The sequence below is a fragment of the Robinsoniella peoriensis genome (assembly GCF_000797495.1).
GTDB classification, from domain to species: domain Bacteria; phylum Bacillota; class Clostridia; order Lachnospirales; family Lachnospiraceae; genus Robinsoniella; species Robinsoniella peoriensis.
On the sequence record NZ_JTGN01000007.1, the window covers coordinates 195,017 to 221,428 of the forward strand.

Below are 26,412 nucleotides of genomic sequence, written 5' to 3' on the forward strand. Positions count from 1 at the left end.
TTATATAATTAAAAAGAAACAGTCAAATTTGAGCTTCCCCTTATGGGATATCAATTGGCTGTTTCTTTTTTATTTATTTTAGTCTACCATAGCGTACATCAGAAAATTTACCATAGAGTTTTGTATTTCCTTTGATTTTGCAGGCGCGTATCTTATAATAGTAGACTTTCTTTGGTTTTACTTTTTTATCTGTGTAACTGCAATTGTTTTTTATGGTTGCAATTCGGGTAAACCCTTTATTTTTATTGGCAGAGCGGTATAATTGATAAGAAGTGGTTCCGGTTTGCTTCTTCCATGTGATATGCAGGGATTTACCGGATACACTGGATATTCTGGATATTTTCCCTTTAGACGGAACAACCTTTATCATACAGACTGCTTTTTTATTATTTTCCTGCTTTGATGTACAGGTTATTTTCGTAGTTCCAAAATTTTTTGCGGTAATCTTACCTGATTTTGAGACCGTGGCTATTTTTTTGTTCCTGGAAGTCCAGGATACTGATTTATTCGTTGCTGACAGGGGAACAACCACTGCCTGGAGCTGTTTTGTTTTTCCTTTTACCAGGGTAATGGTTTTTCCCTGTTTTATATTTACAGAAGAAACTGGAACATCTTTCCAGATCTTAAAGGAATAGTCTCCGGTATTGGTACGCTTATTCGTTCCCATGGTTATTTTTAGCAAATAAGTTTCCCCGGCATACAGGCTGCAGGTGAATGTCTTTGATTCCCCGTTCCCCGCGCTCTGCTGATAGAGCTGTTCTTCATAAGATGTGCAAAGATACACATTAGCTTTCTGGGAATCTAAAGCACTGGTTTCAATATTTTGATTGGTAAAACTGATATGATAGGTTCCGTCTGAAGGAGCTTTAAACTGATACCAGTCAATATCTCCGTTGCCATCCAGGGAAGAGGTGTATTTTTGCCCAAGTGCAGCATTCGATGCCTGGCTTGAAATATCGCTGACAGTGTCGTAACGGCAGCTGATCTGTATGCTGTACTGCCCGGTATTTTTGGAGGGATTCATTCCCGGATTTACCGACACATAGTAGGTTGTATTTTTCTCTAATTTCAGATTGATATTACCCTGTTCATTTTCTTTCAGATGAATACGGCTGTTTTTGAGGTCAATCAGGTTTTCGGTACGAAGTACAAAATCGGGTTGGGATACCGCAAGTAATCCAGTAGGAATACTTAAATTTTTACAGGTGATATTATAATATGCATCCTGGCTATTCGTAGTAAACTGGTACCATTTGCTGTGGGGTATTGTTCCTTCCAGGCGGTCCATATACCGGGTATTGTATTCTAACACAGCGGCAGATTTAGGACTGCTCCCGCCGTTGACCGGCTTCTCGGCGGCACATACCACCAGCCCCGTTGTATAAGCAAGGCAGAAAGCCAGGGTAAAAAGCATCATCCTTTTTTTAAATTTCTTCATTACAAATCCTCCCTTTATTTGATTTTTTATATTTACATTAAATGTGTATCTTCAAGCCGTTTTTCAAAGAATACATTTAGTCTGATCAGCGGTTTGCGTAAGATCAGACCGAGCATCAGGGCAAGAGGAACGTATACCAGAAGATGAAGCAGATCTTTGATATAGCTGCTGCCATAGATTCCGGCTACCGTCTCTCTCATTGCATTGATGCCATAAGTAAATGGCAGGAATGGATATACATTCTGGAAAAACCGGGGGGTCACTTCAATGGGGAAGGTTCCTCCCGCGCCGGCAATCTGAATAACAAGTAAAATGACACACAGTGCTTTGCCAATATCTCCAAAGGAAACGGTCAGTGTGTAAATAATATTCGTATATACAAAGCTGGATAACAGCCCTGCGGCCACAAACAGCAGCGGATTCCTGCATTGTATCTCCAGGAAATACAAATCCCCCATACAGATAATAAATGCCTGTATCAGTCCCAATGTCATGAAAAGCAGATACCTTCCAAGATAACAGTGGGATGGGCGTAAATTCTTTAGTTTTTCATCTTCGTCTACCCGGACTTTCAATATGGCAACCAGAACAATGCCGCCAACCCAGATAGCTAAAGTAGTATAAAAAGGTGCCATTGCCGAACCATAATTTTCTATCGGATAAAAGGAAGTAGTTTCCAGCTGTACCGGAGATGACATAAAACTGCCCATAAGATCAGGGTCATTTTGTATAATCTCCATCAATTTCTGCAGCTTTTTATCTTTCCCCACAGAATTTAACTGTGAAATTATATTCTGTATTTTATCGTGTGTACTGCTGATCACATCTTTTGTGCTGGATAAAGCCTTTTGCCCTGAGGTCAGGGAAGAGCTCATGCCGTCAAAAATACCGTCCAGATTGCTGAGGCTGCCATTGGTGCTCTGCAATAGTCCGGAAAGGTCACTGCCAGTTTTGGTAATTTCATCCATCAGGTTATCAAGCATCGGCTGTACCGAATTTAAATAAGAGGTACGGATACCGGAAATGTCATCTTTACTGCCGGAAATTACCGAAGAAATGGAATTACGGGTTTCACTGCTGATGTCAGAAGCACTTTTTATACTTTCACTGGTAGCATTTATTTTATCAATAATAGACTGCTGGTTCTGACTGGATGTATTAAGTTTATCAATCAGATTGTTGATTTCATCTTTGGGTTCCGGCAGCTGGGCATTTAGGTCTGTCAGTATATTAATATTTTTCGTATTCATATCAATGATTGCCTGGGCAAGCTGGGTTGTCTGGGCAAGCTGCTGGGCAGCATCGGAGATATCATTATTAATATCACCAAAGGCCTGTGAGGCAGTATTTGAAATGGAATCGTAGATATCCTGCGCCGAATTCAATACGTTGCTGAATGACTGGTTTACACTGTTTAAAGAGGACTTAGAAGTATCCAGCACGGACTGGGAATCGTTAATTGTCTGCGTACCGTTTTCCAGTGTGGAACTGATATCCGGCAAGGTCAGTTTTGTTGTGGAAAGCAGCGTAGTCACACCGTCAATTGTTTCTGAAAAGGCATCAATCGTGGAACTGTACTGGCTCAGATCCGAATCCACAATCTGTAGTACGTTAATCAGACGGTCAATTAATGTATTGCTGTTTTCCTGTAAATCCCCCGTGGTAGTATTCAATATTCCTGCTATGGTTTCGGTAGCTACGCTGATAAAGGTACTGTTAACCTGCTGCTGAATAACGCCTACACCTTTATCCGTGATCTTGGGCGCAATAGCATTCTTTTTTTCGTTGATATAATATTGTATCTTCGGGCTTTCAATATTCGTTGACAGTATGCTGGATATTTTCCTGCTGAAATCCTTGGGTATAACTACAGCAGCATAGTATTTGCCGGATTTCACTCCGTCAACGGCAGATGCCGTATCTGTAAACTCCCAGCCGATCTGATCATTCGCTTTTAGATTATCGATAATCTGTGAACCTACATCCAGATTCATCGTATCCATTTTATATCCGCTATCTTCATTGGAAACGGCAACCTTGATGCCGGATGTGCTTCCATAGGGATCCCAGTTTGCTGCAATATTAAACCAGGCATATAATGCAGGAATAATACTGACTCCGATTACCACAATCATTGCCATTACATTTTTACTTAGACGTGATAAATCCCGAACATAAATTTTAAATATTTTTTTCATTTTAGCCTCCAATTATAATTTGCTGATATTTTTAAAATACGCTCTGCCGTCACCTTCCAGCTCGGGTTCCGGCTCACTCAGGTGGAGTTTTTGTTTATAACGATAATCAATGTATTCCACACAGATTAAATATCCGGAGGAAAGAATAATCGAAACAATCCAGGCAGTAAGAAAATTCAGTTTTGATTCCAGGCTAAACATAAGTATTAAAAAAACAGCCGGAATGATAAGAATAGCCAAAAATCCACACCGGATTAACATCGGATATTTTTCACGGAAGCGATTGTAAGAACCGATGAATTCCTGATGTGCCACTTCTTTATCAATATTTTCCCGGGCACCAAAATAGATCAGAGATTCCATCAATGCCTGTCTGGATGTCTTTCCCTCAAGAATCCGCTGCTCATAATCAGATTGTAAATACAGAAGCAAATTTTGCTTAGCGGCTTTCGTTTCTTTGGTATCAGGCATATCCAGAAATAATTCATCTAAAAAAAGATTAAAGTCTTCCATATAACGTCATTGCCTTTCTAAATAAGATAGGGATATTTTAGCACGAAAGAATCCACAATACAATACAAAAATGACCAATCGTCAGTTTTTGGTTTCGAAGTAAGATATGGCTTGTTTATATTTAGATATCTTAAAAGAGAAATAGTGAAATAGCACAATATTTTCCATGTAAATGGAATATTATTGTGAAAGATTGGAATAGCACACCAGGATAAAATTGAAATATTTGGGTATTTTCGTTTATTTTAGAAATCAGGTAATATAGAAGTGAAAAAGATGTGAATAATGAAGTGAGACGGCGCAGCAGATAATGGGAAGTGGCTGCTGCGCCCGGTTACAATAAACATGATTGGTTTAGTATTATACTTATGTATTATTATCCGTCAATTGAAGCAGGTATTCCACCGACTTATCAAAGAAAACTTTTTCTGCAGGCAGGGACGCATTCTTTTCTAAATGTATCGTGATATACATCTGATCCTCCAGAGTAACGATACCAAACAGGCGCTTTGCATTCGGAACAAGGGGCGGAAGAAAAATAAAATCGGAAATATGATAATCCCCATATTGTGCTGATATAGGAAGCTTTCCTAAATTTGTAACACTAATGCTTTTCGGATTATGATTGTAACCGAACATATTTTGAATTATGGCGGAAGTTTTGTTCTGATATCCTCCATAAGCAGAAAAATAGGCTGAGTCTATCAGGCCCGGTTCTAAACTATCCATAAATTTTAAAAGAAAGAATTTTTTGTAAGGGTTGTTCAGTTTCCGGTATATGAGCTGATGCACTGCCTGGGCATTCTTCCAAAAATCCTTTTTGGTGTCATACCGGTAGCGGATGGAGATACCGGTTGCATAATTTCCCATTCCGGTGAATTGTTCCGGGCGTATGCTTGCAGCTATTCCCACATCTGACAGTTCATTAGCTGATTTGATAAAAGCAGTGATTAAAATGCTGTTTATTGTAATCCCATATTTTTTTGACTGGCTTCTTAATGCTAGCAGCAGAGATGGCGGAATTGCTGAAGTATAGGCAATTGTTTCATGGCAGGACCAATATTTTCTAAACATGTTAAGATATTCGTCATAAGAAAAGGGGTTACCTGTTTTTCTCCATCTTCGGTTTAATAAGTTTACCATTAACTGCATAATGGGATTTAAACTGCAGTTTTTGAGGATCAGCTTACGATCCGGCAGCAGAAGTGGTTTATAAATCAGAGTTTCTGCAGCCAGGGCATTCATGATATCTTCTGCTAAATAAGCGATGGATAATCCGTCTCCTGCTAGATGATGTGCGATTATAAGCAGGCGGGTTCCATTCTTGTCCGGCAGAGCGAAAAAACGGATCAGCTCCCCGCCTGGCAAATCAAAAGGTATGGATGCCTGCTTCATTACGACATCCATCCAGTCGACTTCTAAAACTTGAAAAGTATAGATGCATCTTCCGGAATGTTCATAAAACACCTGACCGTTTTTTTTAAACCCCAGACGGCAGGAAAAAATCTCATTGTTTTGAACCGCTTTATCAATAGCTGATTTTAATGTGTCTATACAAAGGTTTTCCCGTATGCAAAAGGAAATAGCAATATTTATGTTTGGAGAGAATAAGTGGGTACGTTCTTTTCGAATTTCATTATTTTTGTTTTCCATATCATCTGCCCTTTCTTTTATGAGCTTGTTGAAATGTGTCAGCGGGGTTTTTATTTCAGCAGAAGCAAGCCTGGCTGTAACATATTGAGTTTATACCTATATTATTTCATTCCATTGCCCTTTATAAAAGTCTTTAAATACTTCAATTAGCAAATTGCGGATTTCATCTTCCGGAAGATCTGTGGTATTTGTGGCTGCAATGGAAGCGATGCCATGTGTAAATATCCACATTTTAGTAAACACTTCGGCACCAACTGATGCAGGTACTCCTTCGGCAAGCTGATAAATACTATTCAATTGGAAACTATCTGACATGCACAGCAACTGAAAAAGATGTTTTTCTTTTTGCGCAAGCGCTACGTAATGCAAACCCATACTTAAAAAAAGAGGAGTATTGGGATCCGAAGAAGGGGTAAGCATTACTTCAGTAAAATAGTTTCTTGTTTTTTCGTATAATGCTTTTTTCAATTCATCCATATTTTTAAAAATATGAAAGATTGGCTGTGTAGAACATTGTAATTCCTTAGCAAGTAAGCGTGCAGTAATATTTTCATAACCCATGAGTCTGGTAAGGGAAAAAGCTTTTTCTACAATATCTGAGCGGGTAAGCTTTGATTTAGGGGGCATGATTTAGTTTTCTCCTTTTTGTATAATAACATTGTTATATAACAATGTTATTATACGGCGGTATTTATATTATGTCAAGAAGATGAATGGTGTTGCGAAAAATTATTTTATCAAAAACACGCTCTAGAAAATTTTGCAAAAGATCCAATAAACTGAATATTTAAGTTGAAACTGCAAAAATAATATAAAAAGCACTTGACAACACCCACCAATTAGTATTAGAATGAAAAAAACAAAAAGCAAAACCGATGAGAAAGAGTAGTAAGCTTATCAACAAAATTCCAGAGAGCTGCAGGTGGTGTGATTGCAGTATTGAGTGATTTGCCGAATGGACTTTCGAGGGCAGTCTGAAATAGAGATAGTGGAGTGATCCGGTATTAAAAGAGTAGGCACTGTCGGGAACCGAACCCGTTATCAATCAGGAGTGTATGATAGTACATGCGAAAGTGGACATTATGTTAATTTGAGTGGTACCGCGATAATAATACGATATTATTACCGTCTCAAGCGAAGGCTTGGGGCGGTTTTTTAGTGTATTTATAAATATCACAAAGAAATCAGATTAACGTTCCCATTAGTTTTGTGATTGTTTGATACTATTAATCAAAATTAATGAAAATAAGGAGAATTTATTATGAAAAAGAAAATTTTAGTTACAATTTTAAGCGTGGCAATGGCAGCAGCAATAACAACAGGATGCGGTTCTGCCGGCACCGGTTCTGCCGGCACAGATTCCACATCAACAGGTGGATCTAATAAAACGGAAACGGGATCAGGAAGCAAGGAAACCACGGTTGCAGACAGTGCCAAAATGGCTGACAGTGGTGCAGCAGAGACGGTTTCGGGTGATTTAGTGGAGGGTTCCTTTAAAATTGGAATTGCTCAATTTGCACAGCATGGTTCCCTTGAGAACTGCCGTGAAGGATTTTTAGAAGGCCTTGCAGAAGAAGGATTTGTAGAGGGCAAAAACCTTGAGGTGGATTATCAGAATGCAGAAGCAGATATGGGAAATGCTAATACTATCGCACAGGGGTTTGTAGCAAATAAAGTAGATCTGATGTGCGCGATTGCCACACCTAGTGCCCAGGCATGCTATAATGCGGCAATGAAAACAGATATTCCTACCATTTATACTGCCGTTACGGATCCGGTTGCAGCAGAGCTAGCCAAAGAGGACCAGATGCCATCCGGAAACGTAACAGGTACCAGTGATAAACTTCCTGTGGAAGCACAGCTGAAAATGATTCGTGAAATGCTTCCCGAAGCGAAAACCATCGGTATTTTATATACAACCAGTGAAGTAAATTCAGAAAGCAGTATCAAAGAATATGAATCCTTAGTAGATAAATACGGCTTTACCCTGGAAACAGCCGGAGTAGCAACAATCGCCGATGTTCCGTCTGCAGCGGATACATTATTAGCGAAGGTAGACTGCCTGAACAATTTGACAGATAATACCGTTGTAAGCGCACTTCCTACTATATTAGATAAGGCATCTAAGAAAAACATCCCGGTATTCGGAAGTGAGATAGAGCAGGTAAAAATTGGCTGTATGGCATCAGAAGGAATTGAATATATTGAACTTGGTAAACAGACCGGAAGAATGGCTGCAAAAGTGTTAAGAGGCGAAGCAAAAGCTGATGATATGAAATTTGAAACAATTACAGAAAGCAGTCTGTACCTGAATACCAAAGTAGCAGAGAATCTTGGAATTACAATCAGTGATGATACAAAAGGAAGAGCAGTAGAAACTTTCACAGAAATTACAGCACAATAGAAGATAATCAAAAATCGTAGGATAACAGAGGTAAAGATATGTCCATACTAATAGGTGTTTTAGAACAGGGAATCATATATGCCATCATGACCTTAGGCATTTACATTACTTACAAAATATTAGATTTTCCGGATTTGACAGTAGACGGAAGTTTTCCATTGGGGGCGGCGGTAACAGTTACTCTGATGGTGAATGGGGTAAATCCTTATCTGACCCTTCCCATCGCATTTGCAGCCGGAGCACTGGCTGGTATGCTTACGGGCATCATTCATGTAAAATTTAAAGTCCGCGATCTGTTATCGGGAATCATCATGATGACTGCGTTATATACCATTAACCTTAAAATTGCAGGCAAAGCAAATGTTCCGATCTTTAGTATGGACAATATGTTTGATAATTCATTCTTAACGAAAATTGTACCGGAATTCCTGGTACCTTATCAGACTTTAATCATTATTGTAATTGTGGCATTGGTGGTAAAGCTTTTATTAGATGCCTATATGAAGACGAAATCCGGTTTTTTACTCCGCGCAGCAGGTGATAATCATGCATTGGTGACAGTCCTGGCAAAAGACAGCGGAAAGGTTAAGATTCTGGGTCTGGCTATTGCTAATGGTCTTGTGGCACTTAGCGGTTGTGTTTATACACAGTGGCAGAGGGTATTTGACATTTCAATCGGTACCGGCACCATGGTGATTGGTCTTGCCAGCGTTATCATCGGAGTAAATCTCTGTAAATTTATCCCGAAAGTGAATAATACTACGGCTGTCATTGTAGGAGCAATTTTATACAGGGCGTGTGTGGCAATTGCAATGCAGCTTGGTTTTGGGGCAAATGACATGAAATTAATCACGGCGGTACTGTTTTTTGTAATATTAGTGATCAGTATGGACAGGAAGAAGAAGGTGAAGGCACATGCTTGAATTAAAGAATATTAATAAATATTATAATCCCGGTACGATCAATGAAATGTGTCTTTTTGAAAATTTTAATTTTGAGGTGAAACAGGGAGAATTTGTATCCGTTGTCGGCAGCAACGGTTCCGGTAAAACCTCCATGCTGAACATTATCTGCGGCAGCATAGATATTGATTCGGGCAGCATACTGATGAATGGGAAAGATATCACCAGTGCAAGGGATTTTAAACGGCATCAGCGCATTGGCCGGGTTTTTCAAAATCCGTCTATGGGTACCTGCCCAACTATGACGATTCTTGAAAATATGTCACTGGCTGACAACAAAGGAAAAAAGTACAACTTGAAGCCAGGCATCAATAAAAAAAGAATTGATCATTACAGAGATAGTCTGCGCCAGCTGAATCTGGGGCTGGAAGATAAACTGGATGTGAAGGTAGGAGCTCTTTCCGGGGGACAGCGCCAGGCTATGGCACTTTTAATGTCTACCATGACACCTATCGAATTCTTAATCCTGGATGAACATACCGCTGCACTGGATCCCAAGACGGCTGAGATTATTATGGAATTAACAGGGAAGCTTGTAAAAGAAAAAAATCTCACAACAATCATGGTAACGCACAATCTGAGATACGCAGTAGAGTATGGCAACCGTCTGATTATGATGCATCAGGGAAATGTAATTCTTGATAAAAAAGGGAACGCAAAAGAAACAACAGAAGTAGAAGAGATCCTGGATTTGTTTAATGAGATCAGTATCGAATGTGGAAATTAAAAATTTACCGGAGAAATGTGCGGATACCAGGAAGCGCTTTGTTCTCCGGTTTTCTTGCTATTTAAATTATATTTTTTAATCAGAAATCAATCCGTCCGAATCCAAACAAGGGATTTAAGTCTTGACGTCAGGGAATGAAAATGGTAAGATAATCACTGGCGTAAAAACACGATATGGTGTGCAATTATAAAATTTTTACTAAATATTGTTACTGAAAGGACGATAGACGTGAGGTATCATAATATTACAAAAGACGATATGCTAAATGGAGACGGACTGCGGGTAGTACTTTGGGTATCCGGATGTTCCCATTGCTGTAAGGATTGTCACAATCCGATAACCTGGGATCCAAATGGCGGTGTAACTTTTGACGAAAGTGCTAAGAAAGAATTATTTGCTGAATTAGAGAAGACTTACATATCCGGTATCACTTTCAGTGGTGGAGATCCATTGCATTCAAAAAATAAAAAAGACGTAGAAGAGCTGGCAAAAGAAATACGGAATAAATTTCCTTTAAAAACAATCTGGCTCTATACCGGATCGGCCTGGGAGAGTATCAGAGATTCCTCTATAATGAAATATCTGGATGTTCTGGTTGATGGAGAATTTGATTGTGATAAGAAATCGAAACAGCTGCATTGGAGAGGCAGTTCTAACCAACGGGTAATTGATGTTCAAAAATCACTGAAACTGGGTAAAACTGTTCTGCACTGCGAATAGTCAGCAGCATATTTACATAACAATAGGAACACAGTATAGGAGAATTAAATGCAGAGAATAGCGAAATTTCATAAAGTAAGTTATAAGCAGTTTGAGGAAGGGTACAAAGATGGATTTCCGTCAGCATCTGAGTCAGAAGTCAAACGCATATATGAAGAAATTAAACTACCAAAGAGAGCAACCACAGGTTCTGCCGGATATGATTTCTACAGTCCCTTTACATTTACACTGAATCCCGGTCAGACAATCAAAATTCCAACCGGTATCCGTGTAGAAATGAACGCAGACTGGGTATTAAAATGTTATCCCAGAAGCGGATTGGGATTTAAATTCCGTCTTCAGCTTAATAATACAGTAGGAATTATAGATAGTGACTACTTTTATTCAGACAATGAAGGCCATATATTTTCGAAAATAACTAATGACAGCAATGAGGGAAAGGCAATTACGGTAGATGCCGGAACTGGTTTTATGCAGGGGATTTTCGTAGAATATGGGATAACAGTAGACGATGATGCAACCGAGCTCAGAAATGGCGGATTTGGAAGCACAACAAAATAAAAAGAATATCCGTTTTTATTGATGCCTTTCCATAACGGGAAGTATCAATGAAAACAGGATATTCTTTTTCTATCTATTAAAATAAGATTACAGCAGCCGATAGAAGGAACTTTGCTTAACTGTACATCTCCTGAAGTTCGGCTGCTTCAAATTTATGTAGTAAATCTCCTGAGGAAAAATCTTTTTCTATGTATTGCATTAACTGCCTTACCTTGCTATTTACCATAGAATCATCTTCCAATTGCCAAAAATGTCTGATCAGTCCTTCAAGAAATTTGAAAAGAACCAGTTTCCGTGATGAAATGGATCGAATGTGTCTCATAGAATAGATGATAAGGTCTAAATAAACACTTTCTCCTGTAGAGCACTCCCCATCGATAGAGAGAATACCATTTATTGTAAATATTACAGTAACTGCAGTGAGTGAATTGAGATCAATTTCTTCTTTTTCCAATTGTTCAGCAACTATCATCAAAGCATAACTATACCAGATAGCTTCATCTCGTGTTAAAGACTCAGTCGCGGAAAAACATATTTTATCCTTTATGTTATCCGGAATGATTGGTTTGTAAAATGGAATACAATGACTAATTCGCAAGTGTAAAGCCCCCTTTCTAAATTATATTAATTATACACCATTATTTGGAATGAGGTCTTAAGAATAGCTTAAGTTAAGCTATAGAAGTTTTGAATATCATTGGATATATATATGATGAGTTGGTAATATGGAGACAACGGGATTCGAACCCGCGGCCTCTCACATGCGAAGCGAACGCTCTCCCAGCTGAGCTATGTCCCCATAACCTTATTATAGTACTTAAATTAAAATATTCAAGATAAATATGCTTTGTTACAAGTTCTTTTCATTGAAAGCCGGATTTCTTTATGTTAGACTATGAATACTGAATCACATATCCGGACTTTAATATTTGAATCACGAAAAAGAGAGAAGGTAAACTATGAAGCTAAAAAAGAATTATAAGGAAATCATCATAGATACTATATTTGACATCATCGGTTCTTTTGCGCTGGCGATTGGTATATATTATTTTGCTGAAAAGGCCAATATTGCGCCGGGAGGTGTATCCGGCATTGCAATTCTCATAAAATACCTCTGGGGACTTCCAATCGGAACCATGACGCTGGTTATTAATATTCCCATCATCTATCTGGCATTTCGGTATCTGGGTAAGAAATTTACATTTAAAACCCTTCGTACTCTGATTATCAGCAGTTTAATTCTGGATTATTTAGTAACACCATATTTCCCACAGTATGCAGGCGACCGCATGCTGGGTGCCATCTTTGGCGGAGTTTGCATGGGATTCGGACTGGGTGTTATTTTTTACAGAGGATCTACCACTGCAGGTACTGATATTATATCCTGTCTGATTGAAAGAAAATTTCCTCATGTGCAGATCGGCAGCGCCCTGATGCTGGTGGACTGCATTATACTTGGCCTCTCCATCATTGTATTTGGAAATATTGAATCCGGCTTATTTGGAATGGTAGCTCTGTTTTGTCAGACAAAAGTGATTGATGGAATGATCTATGGTCTGGATAAGGGAAGACAGGTAGTGATTATGTCAGATAAAAATGAAGCTATTGCAGGCAGAGTAATTGAAGAGTTGGAGAGAAGTGCCACCTTTATTAAAGGACAAGGTGCATACAGCCAGAAAGATTCCCTGGTTTTGCTGTGTGTGGTACGTATTCAAGAATATCACCAGTTGAAAACCATAGTATATAATGAAGATCCAAACGCTTTTATGATTGTAACGGAAGCAGACCAGGTGCTGGGAGAAGGGTTCAAACCGATTACAAAGCAAAGATAGCGATAAATATAAATATGCTTAAAAGGAGTTTGTTTACATATTATGATTGATAAAAAAGATATCGTTAATTTAAATTTTTTAAAAAAAGAAGCCTGTACCGGAAGTTACCAGGGCATGAGATATAAAATTGAGCTCGTTGGAAAAGTTCTTATAGTATCAATCTGGGCGGGGCCTTATTGCTCGGATGTTACTCCGGATGAGAAAAAGCAGTTTAAAGAATTCGAAGCAAGTGATCAAAGTCTGGATCAGGTAGTGGACTGGTTAAATGAAGAGTACAAAAACCAAGAAGAAACCTGGAAACAAGTAACCTATTAATAATGACTATGGAGAAAAGAAAAATGAAAACACCAATATTAGAAACCGAAAGACTTCTACTGAGATCTTTTTCCATGGACGATGCACAAGCTGTATTCCAGGGATGGGAAAATGATCCGGATGTTGCAAAATATATGTTTTGGACAAGCCATAATGAAATCAAAAAAACGATAGAATGGCTGATCTTTGAAACCGGGAAAGAGGATGCGGATGACTGGTATCGCTGGGCATTTGTGAGAAAAGACACTGGTGAACTAATAGGAACCGGATTGATCTATTTAGAAGAAGAATACAATAAATACGAAATCAGTTATAACCTTAGTAAAAAAACCTGGGGAAATGGATACACAACAGAAGCAATGAAAGAAATTATCCGGTTTGCAGCAGAAGAATTAAATATTAAAGAAATTGTAGGAAGACATGCAATAGAAAACCCGGCTTCTAAGAATGTAATGACTAAGCTGGGATTTCAATTTGTAAAAAATATCCCATATGAGTGCAATGGTGGTACAAAAACCTACGAAGGGAAAGAGTATATATGGAAAAGACAGTAATATTTGATTGGGACGGAACAGTTGCAGACACAGAAACCTTAATACTCCAATCCTGGATTGAAGTTGGCGAAAAACATGGTTTAGGTGATTTGCGAGACCTATGCTATCGCTGTATCGGCACTACAAATCTTGCAACGCGCAAAATATTTTGTGATAAATATGGTGCGGATTTCCCCTATGACGAATACAACAAAGAGATGCTGATTAACTTTAATAACAAATTAAATAAAGATGGTATACCGCTCAAAAAAGGGTTGTTAGAGCTGTTACAATTTCTAAAAGAAAATAACTGTAATATCGCAGTTGCTTCATCTACAAAAATTGAAATTTTAGAGGATGAAGCAAATATGGCAGGCATCCGGGATTATTTCCAGGTGATAGCCGGTGGAGATATGGTTCAAAAAAGCAAACCGGAACCTGACATTTTCCTGAAAGCCTGCGAAATGCTGCAAGTGAGTGCAGAAGATTGCTATGTACTGGAGGACTCCTTAAACGGAATGCGTGCAGCCCATCGTGCGGGTATGAAACCTATCATGGTTCCTGATCTGATTAAGCCAAATGACGAAATGATAAAAATAAGTTTAAAAATATTCCCTTCCCTGATCCAAGTACGGGAATATTTCCAGGAAGCGTGGAGTGTGTAGACAGATTTGAAAAAGTTATTCAATCCGGCATAAGTTATAGAATGTTGGGGAATTAATTTCGTCAATCCGGTATGAAATCCATAATTTAAAAATATAAATAGATCATCAGGATCGTTAGGGATAAATAGGGGCGGATGAACCGCCCCTATAGATCAATTATTTGCAGGAATCACAACTGCATTTTGTCGGCATATCAAAAGACGGATTAAATGCATAGAAGTTTTTAAAGTCCAGTTCATCCTGAACCGTACGAAGTGCTTCACCGAATCTTTGATAGTGTACGACTTCTCTTGCACGCAGGAAACGGATTGGATCGATTACATCCGGATCTTTTACAAGTCTGAGAATATTATCGTAGGTAGTTCTTGCTTTTTGTTCAGCAGCAAGGTTTTCATGAAGGTCAGTGATCGGGTCCCCTTTAGACTGGAATTCACATGCATTAAAAGGAACTCCTCCTGCAGACTGCGGCCAGATCCCAACTGTATGGTCAACGTAATAAGGTGCAAAACCGGAACATTCAATTTCTTCCATTGACAGGTTTTTGGTCAACTGATGAACAATTGTGGACACCATCTCTAAATGTGCCAGTTCTTCTGTTCCGATATCGTTTAAAACGCCCATTGCTTTTCTGTTGGGCATTGTGAAACGCTGGGAAAGATATCTCATGGAGGCGCCCATTTCACCATCAGGTCCACCGTACTGACTCATTATAATCTGGGCAATTTTAGCATTTGGAGTCTTAATATTTACAGGATATTGTAATCGTTTTTCATAATTCCACATAGGTTAACATTTCCCCCTTTCCCATGGCCAAGGCTGCATTACCCATTCCCAGGTTTTACTCTTTACATCATCCGTGGTATCAATGGTAAGCGGACCGTAAAGGGCAGCATATTCTCTTAATGCTTTGTCACGTTTTTTAACATGTTCTTTACAAAAAGCCAGTGCTTTTTCATCACATGGATGAGTATCTAAATACAGAACCATATCATTTACAGCGAAACTTACTTCATTTATATAGCACATCAATTCTTCCCTTGACTTTTTTGGGCAAGGTGGTTCTGGTCTGCATTCCGGTTTTACCTGAGGTTTTTCAGGACGCTGGCATCCGCAGTCCGGTTTTACTGGTTCACAGGGACGCTGGCAGCCGCAGTCCGGTTTCATCTGAGGTTTTTCAGGACGATGGCATCCACAGTCCGGTTTTACTGGTTCACAGGGGCGCTGGCAGCCGCAGTCTGGTTTCATTTGAGGTTTTTCAGGACGATGGCATCCACAGTCCGGTTTTATTGGTTCACATGGACGCTGGCAGCCGCAGTCCGGTTTCATCTGAGGTTTTTCAGGACGATGGCATCCACAGTCCGGTTTTACTGGTTCACAAGGGCGCTGGCAGCCGCAGTCTGGTTTCATTTGAGGTTTTTCAGGACGATGGCATCCACAGTCCGGTTTTACTGGTTCACAGGGACGCTGGCAGCCGCAGTCCGGTTTTACCTGAGGTCTTTCAGGGCGCTGGCAGCCACAATCTGGTTTCATCTGTGGCTGGCAGGGACGCTGAGAACCGCAATCAGGTCTCATCTGAGGTCTGTTGTCCGGTCTGTACATGTTTTGGCAAGACTGGCGCTGGTTCATATTGTTAAAATTTCCATTTCTCCAATTATTCATTAACGGCAACCTCTCTTTCCGCAAAATGGTTTGCAAAGTTCCGGGAAGATAGTACCAACCTCAAGGGCCTTACACAGTTCGAACTTATCTTGAAATGTTTGCCATGGTACGTAAGCCATTGCTACCGGCATATCTTCCAGGCAAGTACAAGGTCTTGTTGTTTTATAATCACAAGGTGTACAATTATTCATAAAGTCTCCTTTTTCATTAATCTTAATTTCAATATTATCTTATGAAATACCTTTAAAAACGTGTCATATTACGGATAAAGTTTGTAATAATCATGAAATGTGATAAAATAAAGAAAACGGCATTTGGACGGACAGGATGTCCAAATAGGAGAGAGGTTGAAAAAATGTTTGTGATAGACAGAATCGAAAAAAAATACGCAGTGTGTGAAATGGAAGATAAGACAATGATCAATATTCCGATAGAGAAACTGCCATCCGGTTGTAAAGAGGGCAGTTGTCTGGAATTAAATGAAAATGGGGAATATATTATTTTAGAGGAAGAGACCGTTCAGCGTAAAAAACGGATGGAGGAGCGTTTTTCGCGTTTGTTTCAAAAATAATGTAGAAAAAATAGATACCTGGCTGGACTGTTCCTGACGAATAAAAGGGTATTGTTAGCCATGGCTAAAAACCTTTCAATTGACAGGAATTCAAGCTTCCTATTTTCAGGGGAATGTGGTATTATAATCCATAGACAAAATGAAATGCAGTTATAAGTGGAATTAAGGAGTTTATAAATGGTTCAGAAAACGAGAAATGCAGGACGAGCAAATCAACCGGCAAAAAAAAGAAAATCAATAAGAAAAAGATTACAGGGAGATTTTCGGTATTACGATTATAACCTTTTGGCAAGTGTTATCCTGCTTACCTGTTTTGGATTGGTTATGTTATATAGTACAAGTGCATATGAAGCACAGATAGAATTTGGTACAGATATGTATTATTTTGGAAAGCAGGCAATCATCAGTGCGGTCTGTCTTATAATCGTATTACTGTTTTCCCAGATCGATTACCATTTTTATGCAAAGTTTGCACTTTTTATTTACATTATTGCAAATATTTTGCTGATTGCTACGAAGTTTGTAGGTAGAACCATTAATGGGGCGAGGCGTTGGATCTTTCTGGGTGCATTGTCTTTCCAGCCGGCAGAGCTCGCCAAATTGGCAGTTATATTGTTTCTGCCCTTCTTAATAGTGAAACTCGGAAAGAATATGAAAGGATTGAAGGCACCTATGATTGTAATTGGATTCGGTGCTGCAACTTCTTTATTTACATATGTGTTTACGGAGAACCTGAGTACGGCAATTATTATTGCTGGAATTACGGTGATTTTAATTTTTATTGCTCATCCGAAGACCCTTCCCTTTGTCATAGGCGGCTGTAGTATGGCAGCGTTAATCGGATTACTGGTTGCTTATCTTGCATCGGCAGTTCAGAATTCGGATAATTTCCGTATTAATCGTATTTTGGTTTGGTTAGAGCCGGAAACCTATTCCAGTCTGGGCGGTTATCAGGTTATGCAGGCATTGTATGCCATTGGTTCCGGAGGTCTTTTTGGAAAGGGACTGGGCAATAGTGCTCAGAAATTAGGATCACTGCCGGAAGCCCAGAATGATATGATTTTCTCAATTGTATGTGAAGAACTTGGTATTTTTGGTGCAGCGATGCTTACCATTTTGTTTATTTTTCTGTTGTACAGGCTTTTATTTATTGCGCAAAATGCACCGGACCTGTTGGGATCTCTGATTGCAACCGGAATATTTGCCCATATCGCATTACAGGTTGTATTAAATATAGCGGTTGTAATTAATCTGATTCCAACAACAGGTATTACGCTTCCTTTTGTTAGTTACGGAGGTACCTCTGTCATGTTCCTGATGGCAGAGATGGCACTGGCACTAAGTGTATCCAGGCAGATTAAGTTTAAAGAGCAGGAAGAAGAAACAAAAGAAGGGAATCAATTTACGGTGAGAGGTTAAACAAATGATATTATCCGATGGAAGAATAGGAGATACTTATGTAGTGGCAGGACTTCACTTGGATGAGGGAATCACTAGAAGACTGGAAGCACTGGGTATATTCGAAGGCACAAAAGTAAAAATCATGAACATGAAAAAGAACGGAGCAGTGATTATCAAAGTGCGGGGCACTAGATGGGCGCTGGGAAGAGAATTTGCATCAGGGATTGAGGCAGAGGAGTGGCAAAATGAAACAGACAATTAATGTGGCATTCGTAGGTAATCCGAATTGTGGCAAGACCACGTTGTTTAATGCGTATACAGGTGCGAATCTGAAAGTGGCAAACTGGCCGGGCGTTACGGTGGAACGTAAGGAAGGTCAAACAAACTACAGAGGCCAGCATATCAAACTCATAGACACACCCGGTATTTATAGCCTGACATCCTATTCAATCGAAGAAAAAGTAACCAGAAAATGTATCATGGAAGAAGATATCGATGTAATCGTGAATATTGTGGATGCATCTGCGATGGAACGGAACCTCTATCTGACCACACAGCTGCTGGAACTTGGTAAACCTGTAATTCTGGCTCTTAATATGATGGATATTGTAGAAGAGCGTGGCATGGAAATAGATCTGCATCGTTTGCCCGAATTACTGGGAGCGATTCCGGTCGTACCCGTTTCAGCAAGAAAACGAACCGGTTTGGATGTATTGATGCATGCGGTAAAGCATCACTATGAAGAAGGACCAAATGAGCAGGTGATTCACTATTCTGATGATATTGAAGAAAAGATAGCAAAAATACAGGAAATTCTGAAAGTTAATCATCCGAAGATTCATAATGAACGGTGGATGGCAATCAAGCTTTTGGAAAAAGATGAAGAATTAATGGTTCAGTATATGGAAGAAACAAATAGTGTGGTGGACCGCAGTTACGAAAAAGAAATTATTAATCAGAAATATGACTATATAGAAGAGGTCATGGAGGAGTGTTTGTTTTATCGAAATGAAAAAGCAGCATCTACTGACCGGATTGACGAAATACTGACACACCGCATATGGGGTGTTCCTATATTTCTTGGCATTATGGCACTTGTCTTTTTTCTGACTTTTGTTGTGGGGGATGCACTGAAAGGTGTATTTGAAATCGGTTTGGGAGCTTTTTCGGATGCTGTACATAGTCTTCTGTTAAATATAAAAGCGGCAGACTGGCTGATTTCTCTGGTTGTGGATGGTATTATAGCAGGTGTAGGCGGTATTCTTACATTTTTACCTAATATTTTTATTCTTTTCCTGGCGTTAGCTATTCTGGAAGACAGCGGTTACATGGCTCGTGTGGCATATGTAATGGATAAACTTATGGGAAAAGCGGGCTTATCGGGCAAGGCATTTTTACCGATGATTCTTGGATTTGGATGCAGCGTTCCTGCTATTATGGCGACCAGAGCGTTAGAGCGGGAAGAAGACCGGAAAAAGACGATTCTGATTACCCCTTTTATGTCATGTTCAGCCAGACTTCCTATTTACGTATTATTTGCAGATATGTTTTTTGGTAAATATGCGATGGCAGCTGCATTTTCCATGTATGTGATCGGAATGGTAATTGGTATTCTAATTGCCCTTGTGAAGAATAAATTAGATTCGAACAAGAGAAAAAGTCAGTCTTTGCTGATAGAACTGCCGGAATATAAATTGCCCAATGCACGTACAATATTTATATATGTATGGGAAAAAGTAAAGGACTATCTTACAAAAGCAGGAACTACTATTTTTATAGCATCCATTGTGATCTGGTTTATATTAAACTTTAACTTTAGCGGTATGGTCGAGGATGTTTCCTTAAGTTTTGGTGCCATGATCGGCAAATGGATGGAGCCGGTCTTAGCTCCTGCCGGATTAGGTATGTGGCAGATTGGGGTTTCCCTGATAGCTGGTTTATCTGCTAAAGAAGTTGTAGTATCCAGTTTTGCAGTATTGTTTGGTGTTGGAAATGCCAATTCTGCTGCGGGAATGGCACAGATTATCGATAATCTTGGAAGTGCGGGGTTTGGCATGGTAAATGCCTATGCTCTGATGATTTTCTGCCTCTTGTATACGCCTTGTGCAGCTACAGTGGCAACAATAAAAAAAGAGACAAATTCCTGGAAGTTTACGTTACAGATGGTATTATTCCAGTTATTGCTGGCTTGGGGGCTGGCAGTACTGGTATATCAGGTTGGAAGTCGGATATTTTAAAGAATGGAGATGAAGCGCCGTGGGATGCTTCATCTTTTTGTTCAGAATATTAGAATATTTGATTTATTCTGTCAATTGATGATGTATTAATGGTGTTATAGCTGCAGTATAATGGATGGGAAGAGACCGGGGATATCTGAAAAGTAAAATTTGATTAGATAATTGTAAATAACTGGTAAAATATTTTACCATATTTTCTCAGTATTTCTATAAAACAGGTATTTCCTGTAATTAATGTTTATTATGGTCGAAATATAGATAAAATTGTAGGAATTCAACTTAAATTTGATTGATTAAATTTGTGTCTGTGCTATAATTATAATATTAGAACTTAGTGGAGAGGATGATCCAGAAGTGAGAAAAGCGCTTGCAAAAAACAAAGGAGCATCTATGCTTCTGGCAATTTGTATCTTCATGGTACTTGCTGTTATTGGATTTAATGTGTTAGCCGCGGCATCTGCAAATACATATAATTCCAGAGGGCAGTTAGCGAATGAACAGGCGATCCAATATGTGAATTCTATTTATGAAATTGTTGATGGTATGATACAAGGCGGAGAATTTAATCTGGATGCCTGTCTGGAAGAAGAAGGGACAGAAGTGTCCGGTATGACTGCCGTTTTAGGTACTAATAATCTGGAAGATAGTAATGGGAATAAAATAGACGTATCGATTAAGTTTGCAAGGGATACAAATGCAAGCGTCACTCAAAAAAATCGTATCAAAGCGCAGATAACTATAAACTATAAAGCCAGAGACTATTGTATTACATCAATTTACCTGCAAGATAAAAGTTTGCCTGAACAAACAAAATACACTTTAATAAAATGTGAAGGTGTGGTGTCAAGTGATAATGAATAATCTGATTCATAAGGTGAAAAGTTTCTCCCGCCTCAGAAATGTATGTTTAAATAACCGGGGCGAAACGATGATTGAGTTAATAACCAGTTTGGCGTTATTTGCAATGACAATGGTTTTAGTTGCTGTTTTATTTTCTAATGCGAATCGTATTCTGATTAAAAATAATACCATTCAGAAAAACCTGAATCATCAGATAAATAATTTAGAACTTGGAAATGAACTGACAACAATTAAAAGTGATATTGATATGACTTTTATACTTTCAAAGGATGGCAGTACTGGTGTGGAACCGATAAAAGTAAATACAAAGGTAAAATTAGTAAAGCCATTAAGTGGTGATTCGGAAGGTACTATAGATTCAACGCTTGCAAAGTTTCAACGGGTTGTAGAGTCTGAAAGTGGTGATGGGTCATGAAGATTAATTTGTGTTTAATATCAGATAGAAAGAAAGGGTTTACTCTAATAGAAGTAATTTTAACGGTTACATTAGTTGCCGTTTTCTTTACAACTGTTGCAGCGATACTCCCCCAATGGTTTAAATCCTATCAGAACGTGATCAGTGCAAGTAATGCCAGCCAGATAGCGAACAGCGTTATTACAGCCATCGATGAGCAGATCACTTATTCAGGTTCTGTGAAAGTAAAATCCGGCAGTCCGGACAGCATTTATTATCAGTACAAAACGGGAGAATATCGGGAAATTGTATTGGGTGATGATTGCAAAGTCATTCCAGGATTAGTATATGATGATAAATATTTTATAAATAATAAGTTGAAAATACATGCAGAAATTGCAAAAGATTTTGTAGAATCAGCTACACCTTCAGAAAAGAATGTATGTAAGTTAACGGTAACATTAATAAATAGAAATACTGGTAAAACGGTTATTGAAAAAGTTCGTTATATTAGACTTTATGGACCTGAAAAAAGTTAGGGGGACAGGTATGATCCTTTACAATTACGCTGCAAAAGATGCGGCTGGAAAAATACATAATGGCAAAATAGAAGCCAATGGGGATGATGAATTCTATCTTTTTTTAGATAAACAGAATTGGTATTGTATATCCGTTTCAAGAACAGATCTGCTTCGCGAAGCACAGAATCAGTCGGAATACCGCTTTAAACCAAAGGAAGTGGCATTATTTTGCCGGGAATTTGCTATTATGCTGTCATCCGGAATGAATATGCTGACTACACTTCAGCTTTTGTATGAACGCTGCCGTAAAGCTAAACAAAAACAATGCTATATGCACATGATAGAAGCGATAGAAAAAGGAGAGACTTTGCATGATGCTATGAGGAAGCTGGGGAAAACATTTCCGACACTTCTTTCTTCTATGGTTTTGGCTGGAGAGGCCAGTGGATCGTTAGATATCGTGATGGAAAAGATGGCGCAGTATTATGAGCGGGACTATCGTTTAAAAGGGAAAATCCAAACGGCTATGATCTATCCAATACTATTGATGTCGGTAACCGTTGCTGTAATAATTCTTTTATTTACGGTCGTACTTCCACAGTTTTTTACAATGTTTGAGGGGCAGGATCTCAATCCCCTTACCTCATTTTATATGAAACTTAGTGTATTTTTAAAGAACCAATGGTATATTCCATTAGGCATCATTATTGGCATCATTTTACTGATACATTTTTTGAAAAGAGATCCGGGATTTCGTTTAGAATATGATAAAAGTAAATTGAAAATTCCTTTAATCAGTAAGCTTTTAGAGAAAATATTAATATCCAGATTCGCCAATGGTATGAGCATTTTATACTCAAGTGGTATTTCAATTATACGCTGTATGGATATTTGCAGTACGGTAATATCCAATACGTATCTGGAATTCAAAATGCAGAGAGCCACAGAACAGGTGGAAAAGGGAACATCCCTGTCCCAGGCTTTAGAAGAACAGGGATTGTATGACAGTATGGTGTGGTCCATGGTTCATATTGGTGAAGAATCCGGTAATTTAGATGCGATGTTTTTGAAGCTTGCAGAATATTATGAGGAAGAATCAGAAAGTGCAACGCAAAAGATGATGGCGATTATGGAACCGGTGATGCTGATTATTATAGCAATAATCGTGGGTTCGGTAGTGGCAAGCGTCTTAATACCGATATATGGTATGTATCAGACGATTTAGAAAGGAACTGACGAAAATGATACTATCGATTGAATTTACGGCAGAACATATTCATATAGTGGAAGAAGATGTAAATGCCAAATCCATAACTGTAAAACGTTTTATAGAAATTCCTATGCCGGATGGTTCTTATTTGAATGGAGTGATTGTTAACACTGCAGCCGTAGCGGCTGCTATACAGGTTGCCGTAAAAGAGCACCGTATTCATACGAAAAAAAGTATTGTTACCGTAAGTGGTGTAGACATTTTACGAAAAGAATTCCAGGTTCCGTCAGGTAATAATAAACACACCCGGGGAATGGTTGAAAATGAGCTGAATAAGGCCGGAATGCTCAGATCAGACTACTTGTTTGACTATATTATTAAGAAGAATATCCAAAAAGATCAGGCAAAAAGTGAAACAATGCAAAACGTAGATGTATACTTAATGCCGAGAGCTTTGGTAAATAATTATCTCACTACCTTGCGGAGGGCGGGGCTTACTCCTTATCGAATTGAGACAGTCAGCAATAGCATGGAGCGACTGGCATTCCTGCTGAAAGTCGCCGATGGGGATGATATGTCGATTCTTTGCTGTGCGGAAAGAGACCAGATAGGTCTGTTATTTACAGGGGCAGGTACTAAAATGATATACCGAAGCACGCAAATTAAAGCAGAAGATACGATTGAAGAAAATGCATTTATTGTATCTGCCGTACAGTCGCTGAACAGGGAAGTAGATCCGATTGCAATTGCACTGGAAGAAATTGTTGAAAACGTTTCTAAACTGGTACAGTTTCATTCTCAAACAGGGAAGAAGAATAAAGTCGGGCAGATATTAATGTATGGAGATCTGTCAAGGGATTCACAATTCCTAAGCCGTATTGAGAATGCAACGGGCATCACTACAATAAAGTGCGATTTTCCCGATCATGTAACCTTTGCGGGGCCGGGGGATCTGACCTGTTTAAATGCTATAGGGGCATCTGCAGGCGGTTTGTATGAAGTTGCAGAAGAAAAGGATATTGATTTTTTTCCATTAATGAAAGAAAAGAAAGCGGAGAAGACTACAAAAAAAGATCTGATTCCGTTAGCGGCAGGCATGGGGCTCATTTTGATTCTGTCCGGAATTTATGCACTGCAGTCTTCGAGTAATATGACGGTTGAAGCGTCTGTTCAGGTGAGCCAGGATTTTATTAACGATCCTGAGAATCAGAAATTATATCAGAAAGCAAAAGCATTACAGGACTACACCATATCGCTGGCTGAATATAATGAAACATGTAATCAGTATATAGATGTTATTAAGAATACGCGGAGATTAGAATCAAATGATTTTAATGAACTGGATGCCAAAAAGCCTGAGGATGTAACAATTAAAAGCTATGGTTACAGTAATGGGGAGATTACCATTTCCTGTGATACCACAAATCAGGATGGGGCATCTGCTTTTGCTAAAATTTTATCTGATTCCGGGTTATATACGGATGTAAAATATACAGGATTCAGCAGCGGAAGCAGCGAAGATGGATCAGCAAATTATACTTTCCAGTTAGTTTGCACTTTATGGGCGCAATCGGGAGGTGTATCAGAATGAAAAAGAGCGAAAAAATACTTCTGCAGATTTTGATCTGTGTAGTTTTATTAGCTGTGGTTTGGATGTTTTTTCTAAAACCAGCACTTGAAAAGAAAGAGGTTCTAAGGGAAAGGGAAGAAGCAGCAAGAATAGAGCAGGAACAAATGCAGGCATTAATAGAAAAAGCCACACTTGAAGATGAGTTATTAGTTCAGCAGAATATTTCTAAAGAGAATTATGAGTTTTTTTATTCCGTATTAAACAGTTATAATATTGATAAAATTGTTAATGATCTTGCTAAAGAAAATTCGTTATATGTACAAAGTCTTCAAATCGGAGAATATACAGATGCATCCTCCGATTTTGTGATCGAGACGGAAGAGACACCGGAAGCAATTGATGAGTCTGCTGAGGAAACAACATCAGCTGATCAAGTCATAGAAGCAAAGGTAGAAAACCAGGCAAAATTATTGAAAAGTCAGGTATCTATTTCCATATCAGGTACCTATGATAATATTTTAGCTTATGTTAAGGCTTTGAATGCAAAAAGTATTTGTCTTAGGATAGATAGCATTTCACTCTCAGAAAATAACAGGGATGCAACGGGAAATGCCAGTCAGAATGCAACAATAGGCTTATCTCTCTATGGTATCAATAAGCCTAAAGAACAGTCAGGGAATGAATCATCAGAAACCAAGTAAAGACAGATACCAGGTTATAAGCTGCGAACCAAAAAGAGCGGCGAACAGAAAACCGAAACATAAGAAGGGTCCAAAGGGAATCAAAGTTTTTTTATCTGCTTTTTTTCGGATAATTAAAAGTATGGACCAGCAAGAGGCGAGAATACAACCGGCAAAGGCACCCAGCAACACTAATTTCCATCCAAGGAAAAGCCCGCTTACAGCGCAGAGTTTAACATCGCCTCCGCCAAATCCGCCTGTTATAGCAGCGATGAGAAGCATGGGAATGCTGATCACTGCCAGCCCGATTAATTTTTCAATAAGTTCATTGGGTGTTACGATGATGTTGATTACAGCGAGAATGAAAATAAAAACCTGCAGGGAATCAGGAATCGTCATTGTTTGGATATCAGTGATTGAAACAACAATAAGACAGCAGAAAAACAAACAAAGCAAACCGCTGTAAATGGTAAAACCATGAGCTAAAAATGCTGCAAGGAAGAGAATTCCTGTTAATGCTTCTACCAGCGGATATTGCACAGAGATAGGTGCCTTGCATTTGCGGCATTTGCCTCTCAATATGAGATAACTGAAGATGGGAACCATGTCATAAGGCTTAAGGGTCGTATGACAGGAAGGACAAAAGGAACGTCCTTTTGCGATATTGAGGTGCAGGGGAATTCGGTAGATACAGACATTTAAAAAGCTCCCGATAACGAATCCCATAACAGTAATGTATGTCAGCCAAAAATATTCCATTGTTTTCTCTCCTTCGTATTGTTTTGCA

General features: G+C 38.9%; 29 protein-coding genes, 1 tRNA gene and 1 other annotated feature. Of the genes, 19 read left to right on the forward strand and 11 right to left on the reverse strand.

Annotated features, from left to right (window positions below; translation table 11 throughout):
• Window positions 1-73: 73 nt before the first annotated feature.
• The 5 genes from QR40_RS29930 to QR40_RS15775 all read right to left on the reverse strand — a co-directional run bounded on the left by QR40_RS29930 (window position 74) and on the right by QR40_RS15775 (window position 6,429).
• A complete protein-coding gene (locus tag QR40_RS29930) occupies window positions 74-1,438 on the reverse strand; it encodes an Ig-like domain-containing protein (protein ID WP_052430883.1) in 1,365 nt (454 codons plus the stop codon).
• A 32-nt stretch (window positions 1,439-1,470) separates the two neighbouring features.
• Window positions 1,471-3,636, reverse strand: coding sequence for a YhgE/Pip domain-containing protein (locus QR40_RS15760; RefSeq protein ID WP_027294239.1), 2,166 nt, complete (start codon window positions 3,634-3,636; stop codon window positions 1,471-1,473).
• 12 nt (window positions 3,637-3,648) lie between these two features.
• The gene (locus QR40_RS15765; protein WP_027294238.1) at window positions 3,649-4,149 is read right to left on the reverse strand and encodes a hypothetical protein; all 501 of its coding nucleotides are present in this window, start codon (window positions 4,147-4,149) and stop codon (window positions 3,649-3,651) included.
• Between the two features lie 366 nt (window positions 4,150-4,515).
• Window positions 4,516-5,802: a condensation domain-containing protein gene (locus tag QR40_RS15770; RefSeq protein ID WP_044295937.1), complete on the reverse strand. Its 1,287-nt coding sequence runs from the start codon at window positions 5,800-5,802 to the stop codon at window positions 4,516-4,518.
• Between the two features lie 96 nt (window positions 5,803-5,898).
• Complete coding sequence (locus QR40_RS15775; RefSeq protein WP_044295938.1) at window positions 5,899-6,429, reverse strand: TetR/AcrR family transcriptional regulator; 531 nt, start codon at window positions 6,427-6,429, stop codon at window positions 5,899-5,901.
• 239 nt (window positions 6,430-6,668) lie between these two features.
• Window positions 6,669-6,938 (forward strand) — a binding site (T-box leader).
• A gap of 125 nt (window positions 6,939-7,063) precedes the next feature.
• On the opposite strand from QR40_RS15775, the gene QR40_RS15780 reads away from it, so the two are divergent.
• The 5 genes from QR40_RS15780 (at window position 7,064) to QR40_RS15800 (ending at window position 11,176) form a co-directional block, all read left to right on the forward strand.
• Entirely contained in the window at window positions 7,064-8,206 is a 1,143-nt protein-coding gene (locus QR40_RS15780; RefSeq protein ID WP_044295939.1) for an ABC transporter substrate-binding protein, read from the forward strand.
• Between the two features lie 38 nt (window positions 8,207-8,244).
• Window positions 8,245-9,129 carry an ABC transporter permease gene (locus tag QR40_RS15785; RefSeq protein WP_027294234.1) on the forward strand — a complete coding sequence of 295 codons (885 nt, stop codon included), beginning with the start codon at window positions 8,245-8,247 and terminating at the stop codon, window positions 9,127-9,129.
• Window positions 9,122-9,895, forward strand: a complete 774-nt coding sequence (locus tag QR40_RS15790; RefSeq protein WP_044295940.1) for an ABC transporter ATP-binding protein — start codon at window positions 9,122-9,124, stop codon at window positions 9,893-9,895. Before QR40_RS15785 ends, QR40_RS15790 begins: the two co-directional genes overlap by 8 nt.
• Before the next feature lie 228 nt (window positions 9,896-10,123).
• Window positions 10,124-10,615: an anaerobic ribonucleoside-triphosphate reductase activating protein gene (gene nrdG, locus QR40_RS15795; protein ID WP_044295941.1), complete on the forward strand. Its 492-nt coding sequence runs from the start codon at window positions 10,124-10,126 to the stop codon at window positions 10,613-10,615.
• A 48-nt stretch (window positions 10,616-10,663) separates the two neighbouring features.
• Window positions 10,664-11,176 (forward strand): dCTP deaminase/dUTPase family protein, encoded by a 513-nt coding sequence (locus QR40_RS15800; protein WP_027294231.1) that lies wholly within the window; start codon window positions 10,664-10,666, stop codon window positions 11,174-11,176.
• 115 nt (window positions 11,177-11,291) lie between these two features.
• Here QR40_RS15800 and QR40_RS15805 read toward each other — a convergent pair whose 3' ends face one another.
• A complete protein-coding gene (locus QR40_RS15805) occupies window positions 11,292-11,774 on the reverse strand; it encodes a hypothetical protein (protein ID WP_027294230.1) in 483 nt (160 codons plus the stop codon).
• Window positions 11,775-11,902: 128 nt separating this feature from the next.
• Window positions 11,903-11,975: transfer RNA gene (locus QR40_RS15810), tRNA-Ala, on the reverse strand.
• A 160-nt stretch (window positions 11,976-12,135) separates the two neighbouring features.
• Between QR40_RS15810 and QR40_RS15815 the strand changes: the two genes are divergently transcribed.
• From QR40_RS15815 to QR40_RS15830, 4 genes are read left to right on the forward strand one after another with little or no spacing between them, the layout of a single operon-like run.
• The gene (locus QR40_RS15815) at window positions 12,136-13,008 is read left to right on the forward strand and encodes a YitT family protein (RefSeq protein WP_044295942.1); all 873 of its coding nucleotides are present in this window, start codon (window positions 12,136-12,138) and stop codon (window positions 13,006-13,008) included.
• A 42-nt stretch (window positions 13,009-13,050) separates the two neighbouring features.
• On the forward strand, window positions 13,051-13,323 hold the full coding sequence (locus tag QR40_RS15820) for a hypothetical protein (RefSeq protein ID WP_027294228.1): 273 nt from the start codon (window positions 13,051-13,053) through the stop codon (window positions 13,321-13,323).
• Between the two features lie 8 nt (window positions 13,324-13,331).
• Window positions 13,332-13,877, forward strand: coding sequence for a GNAT family N-acetyltransferase (locus QR40_RS15825; RefSeq protein WP_242858544.1), 546 nt, complete (start codon window positions 13,332-13,334; stop codon window positions 13,875-13,877).
• The gene (locus QR40_RS15830; RefSeq protein ID WP_044295944.1) at window positions 13,862-14,521 is read left to right on the forward strand and encodes an HAD family hydrolase; all 660 of its coding nucleotides are present in this window, start codon (window positions 13,862-13,864) and stop codon (window positions 14,519-14,521) included. The genes QR40_RS15825 and QR40_RS15830 overlap by 16 nt, the downstream gene beginning before the upstream one ends.
• Before the next feature lie 156 nt (window positions 14,522-14,677).
• Here the strand turns inward: QR40_RS15830 and QR40_RS15835 are convergent, their stop codons facing one another.
• From QR40_RS15835 to QR40_RS15845, 3 genes are read right to left on the reverse strand one after another with little or no spacing between them, the layout of a single operon-like run.
• The gene (locus tag QR40_RS15835) at window positions 14,678-15,304 is read right to left on the reverse strand and encodes a manganese catalase family protein (protein ID WP_044295945.1); all 627 of its coding nucleotides are present in this window, start codon (window positions 15,302-15,304) and stop codon (window positions 14,678-14,680) included.
• Window positions 15,305-15,307: 3 nt separating this feature from the next.
• Complete coding sequence (locus QR40_RS32865; protein WP_330373788.1) at window positions 15,308-16,180, reverse strand: spore coat protein CotJB; 873 nt, start codon at window positions 16,178-16,180, stop codon at window positions 15,308-15,310.
• On the reverse strand, window positions 16,180-16,371 hold the full coding sequence (locus QR40_RS15845) for a spore coat associated protein CotJA (RefSeq protein WP_044289386.1): 192 nt from the start codon (window positions 16,369-16,371) through the stop codon (window positions 16,180-16,182). Before QR40_RS15845 ends, QR40_RS32865 begins: the two co-directional genes overlap by 1 nt.
• 170 nt (window positions 16,372-16,541) lie before the next feature.
• On the opposite strand from QR40_RS15845, the gene QR40_RS15850 reads away from it, so the two are divergent.
• From QR40_RS15850 to QR40_RS15895, 10 genes are all read left to right on the forward strand, one after another.
• Window positions 16,542-16,751 (forward strand): DUF3006 domain-containing protein, encoded by a 210-nt coding sequence (locus QR40_RS15850; RefSeq protein WP_242858546.1) that lies wholly within the window; start codon window positions 16,542-16,544, stop codon window positions 16,749-16,751.
• A 177-nt stretch (window positions 16,752-16,928) separates the two neighbouring features.
• Entirely contained in the window at window positions 16,929-18,170 is a 1,242-nt protein-coding gene (locus QR40_RS15855; RefSeq protein WP_044295947.1) for an FtsW/RodA/SpoVE family cell cycle protein, read from the forward strand.
• Window positions 18,171-18,174: 4 nt separating this feature from the next.
• Window positions 18,175-18,414 carry a FeoA family protein gene (locus QR40_RS15860; protein ID WP_027294222.1) on the forward strand — a complete coding sequence of 80 codons (240 nt, stop codon included), beginning with the start codon at window positions 18,175-18,177 and terminating at the stop codon, window positions 18,412-18,414.
• Window positions 18,398-20,389, forward strand: coding sequence for a ferrous iron transport protein B (gene feoB / locus QR40_RS15865; RefSeq protein ID WP_044295948.1), 1,992 nt, complete (start codon window positions 18,398-18,400; stop codon window positions 20,387-20,389). The genes QR40_RS15860 and feoB overlap by 17 nt, the downstream gene beginning before the upstream one ends.
• Before the next feature lie 354 nt (window positions 20,390-20,743).
• On the forward strand, window positions 20,744-21,250 hold the full coding sequence (locus QR40_RS15870) for a hypothetical protein (protein WP_027294220.1): 507 nt from the start codon (window positions 20,744-20,746) through the stop codon (window positions 21,248-21,250).
• Entirely contained in the window at window positions 21,243-21,665 is a 423-nt protein-coding gene (locus QR40_RS15875; RefSeq protein WP_027294219.1) for a hypothetical protein, read from the forward strand. Before QR40_RS15870 ends, QR40_RS15875 begins: the two co-directional genes overlap by 8 nt.
• On the forward strand, window positions 21,662-22,183 hold the full coding sequence (locus QR40_RS15880) for a type II secretion system protein (RefSeq protein WP_044295949.1): 522 nt from the start codon (window positions 21,662-21,664) through the stop codon (window positions 22,181-22,183). Before QR40_RS15875 ends, QR40_RS15880 begins: the two co-directional genes overlap by 4 nt.
• 10 nt (window positions 22,184-22,193) lie before the next feature.
• Complete coding sequence (locus tag QR40_RS15885) at window positions 22,194-23,390, forward strand: type II secretion system F family protein (protein WP_027294217.1); 1,197 nt, start codon at window positions 22,194-22,196, stop codon at window positions 23,388-23,390.
• A gap of 16 nt (window positions 23,391-23,406) precedes the next feature.
• Window positions 23,407-24,966, forward strand: a complete 1,560-nt coding sequence (locus QR40_RS15890) for a PilN domain-containing protein (RefSeq protein WP_044295950.1) — start codon at window positions 23,407-23,409, stop codon at window positions 24,964-24,966.
• On the forward strand, window positions 24,963-25,646 hold the full coding sequence (locus QR40_RS15895) for a hypothetical protein (protein ID WP_044295951.1): 684 nt from the start codon (window positions 24,963-24,965) through the stop codon (window positions 25,644-25,646). Before QR40_RS15890 ends, QR40_RS15895 begins: the two co-directional genes overlap by 4 nt.
• Here QR40_RS15895 and QR40_RS15900 read toward each other — a convergent pair.
• Complete coding sequence (locus QR40_RS15900) at window positions 25,632-26,384, reverse strand: prepilin peptidase (RefSeq protein WP_044295952.1); 753 nt, start codon at window positions 26,382-26,384, stop codon at window positions 25,632-25,634. The genes QR40_RS15895 and QR40_RS15900 overlap by 15 nt on opposite strands.
• Between the last annotated feature and the right edge of the window lie 28 nt (window positions 26,385-26,412).